Source organism: Psychrobacter sp. T6-1, from assembly GCF_052258445.1.
Genome location: NZ_JBQQFC010000329.1, coordinates 1 through 2,478 on the forward strand (window position 1 = coordinate 1; position 2,478 = coordinate 2,478).

At 47.0% G+C, this 2,478-nt stretch carries 2 protein-coding genes and 1 tRNA gene; all 3 read right to left on the reverse strand.

Going from position 1 to position 2,478, the window contains the following annotated elements; translation table 11 throughout:
* Window positions 1-4: 4 nt before the first annotated feature.
* Window positions 5-89 (reverse strand) — tRNA-Leu (locus tag ACTXGO_RS12350).
* 213 nt (window positions 90-302) lie between these two features.
* Complete coding sequence (locus ACTXGO_RS12355; protein WP_443574751.1) at window positions 303-1,967, reverse strand: sigma 54-interacting transcriptional regulator; 1,665 nt, start codon at window positions 1,965-1,967, stop codon at window positions 303-305.
* A 34-nt stretch (window positions 1,968-2,001) separates the two neighbouring features.
* On the reverse strand, window positions 2,002-2,478 hold a 477-nt coding region (locus ACTXGO_RS12360), incomplete at its 5' end, for a two-component system sensor histidine kinase NtrB (protein ID WP_443574752.1).

A 2,478-nucleotide genomic window follows, 5' to 3' on the forward strand; every position in this document is an offset into this window, starting at 1 on the left:
AAAATGGTGGGGCTGGAGAGACTCGAACTCTCACACCTTGCGGCGCCAGAACCTAAATCTGGTGCGTCTACCAATTCCGCCACAGCCCCATTTTGGTTACTCTATCATCAAAAACGTTTAGATTCAAACGCGCTCAAGACGAATAACTGATTCGGTAGTGCGTCTCAGTGGTTGGCTATTATATAGAGTTTGAGTCGTTTGACAACCCCTTTTGACAATTATTTTTACTTTTAGCCTTATTTAATTTTGTGTTGATAGCGCTTAACTGGTATTAAATCATTTTAAGTGCCTTGACGATACGCTTAGGGCGGTATATCGAGCTGTTGTAATTTGCGCGTCAAAGTATTGCGTCCCCAGCCAAGCAGGTTGGCCGCTGCTATTTTTTTGCCGCCGGTATGCCTGAGTGCTGCCCTCAGAAGGATACGCTCAAATTCAGGCGTTGCTGTTTGCAGTATATCGGTAGCGCCTGATTGCAAGGCTTGCTGCGCCCATTCGGACAAGACTTGTTGCCAGCGTTCGCTATAACCGGAATCAGATTGTGCGGCTATCGATAGCGGTTGACTGTTTTGAGTCAAATCTCTTTGCGCATCATTTGGTATGGCGGTATTGGTAGAGACTTGAGCAAGTAATTCAGGCGGTAAGTCCTCGCTCATAACGGTATCGCCTGTGGTCATGACGGTCAGCCATAGACAGACATTCTCTAACTGACGAACATTTCCGCGCCACTCAAACCCTTGCATCATGCGCATGGCATCTGTGTGTAACTGCTTGGGCTCTGTGCCCATTTGCTCAGCGGCGCGCCGCATAAAATACTCCGCTAATGCTGGAATGTCATCGATACGCGCACGTAGCGGTGGCAGCGGCATACGAATCACATTGAGCCGATAAAATAGATCCTCACGGAACTTGCCTTGCTCAACTAAGTGCTCAAGGTTTTGATGGGTAGCGGCGATGATGCGTACATCAACTTTGACTGGCTGTTGACCACCAACCCGATAGAATTCGCCATTTGCCAAGACTCGTAGCAGCCTTGTCTGAGTACTAAACGGCATATCGCCAATCTCATCTAAAAATAGCGTGCCGCCATCCGCTTGCTCAAAGCGTCCTTGCCTACGCGTGGTGGCTCCTGTGAACGCGCCTTTTTCGTGTCCGAATAACTCAGATTCAATCAAATCATGAGGAATGGCTGCCATATTTAAGGCGATAAAAGGCTGCTGCGCGCGCGGTGAGTGTTGATGTAGTGCGCCTGCCACCAGCTCTTTGCCAGTCCCTGACTCCCCTGTAATAAGGACGGTAATAGGGGAGTGTGCCAAACGTCCGATAGCACGAAAGACAGTCTGCATCGCGAGCGATTGACCAATAATGCCGCTGGGATTGGGATTAGGATTGAGGTGGGGTTTGTTAGTTCTTTGAGCGGTGTTATCTTGCCCCTGTTTTTTGAGTGGCCAAGTAGGTTTTACCTCGACTGGCTTATCTTTTTTACTTGTCTTATTTTCTATCGTAGTGGTTTTATTATCTTCAGTGCAGTTTTGAGGACTGGCATTGTCTGTTGGCTGATAATCGATAGCTTTATAAATGGTTGCGACCGCATCGTCTAAATCAAAAGGCTTAGGCAGATACTCAAACGCGCCTGCTTGATAGCTGTTAATCGCTGAGGTGATGTCTGAGTGCGCGGTCATAATGACGATGGGTAGATCAGGGAAATGCTGGCGTACCCAATCGCTAAAGGATAAACCGTCCATCATCGGCATGCGAATATCGGTCAAGATCACATCGGGCAGCTCGGATGTGGGTTCACGCTCCTTTAATATATCATTAAGCCGTGTCCAGGCCGCTTTTGCTTGAGTAAAGCTGACGACATTGAGATTGGCATCGGTAAAGGTATCGGCGAGAATGAGACGCAAGGCCGCATCGTCATCGATTAGCCATAGCGTTGCGGAAGATTTATGAAAGTTATTTTCAGTCATATAAAAAGCCTAAAGGGCAATCTTAAGTGATGTTTTACGAGGTACCGACGGTATCGCTCGGTTGCTCAAAAGGTAAATACAGCGTAAAGCATGTGTGCGCTTGCTTGTAATCTGATGTCACCTCAATCATACCATGATGGCGATGCACGATATCTTGTACGATGGAGAGTCCAAGACCTGTACCAGTTGCGCGGTGAGTCACCATCGGGAAAAATATTTGTTCGATAAGCAAAGGATCTATCCCCAAACCATTATCTGTAATAGCAACTTGCAGTACTTGTCTGTGCTGCTGATGACCGATGGTATGCTGAAAGGCAACTCGCGTTTGAATACGAAGTGTGGCTGGTTGAACAGACGTATCATAAATCTTTTCACTCATCGACTCGCAAGCATTATTAATCAGGTTTAAAACCACTTGAATCAGCTGATCCTTATCGGCAATAAGCTCAGGCAAGGACAAATCATAATCTCGCTCAATGGTTACATTAGGATATTGATTGAGCGCAAGCAT

Excerpts from the sequence above, each read along its gene's own strand:
- ACTXGO_RS12355 (WP_443574751.1), bottom strand. The coding sequence starts at position 1,967 with ATGACTGAAAATAACTTTCATAAATCTTCCGCAACGCTATGGCTAATC.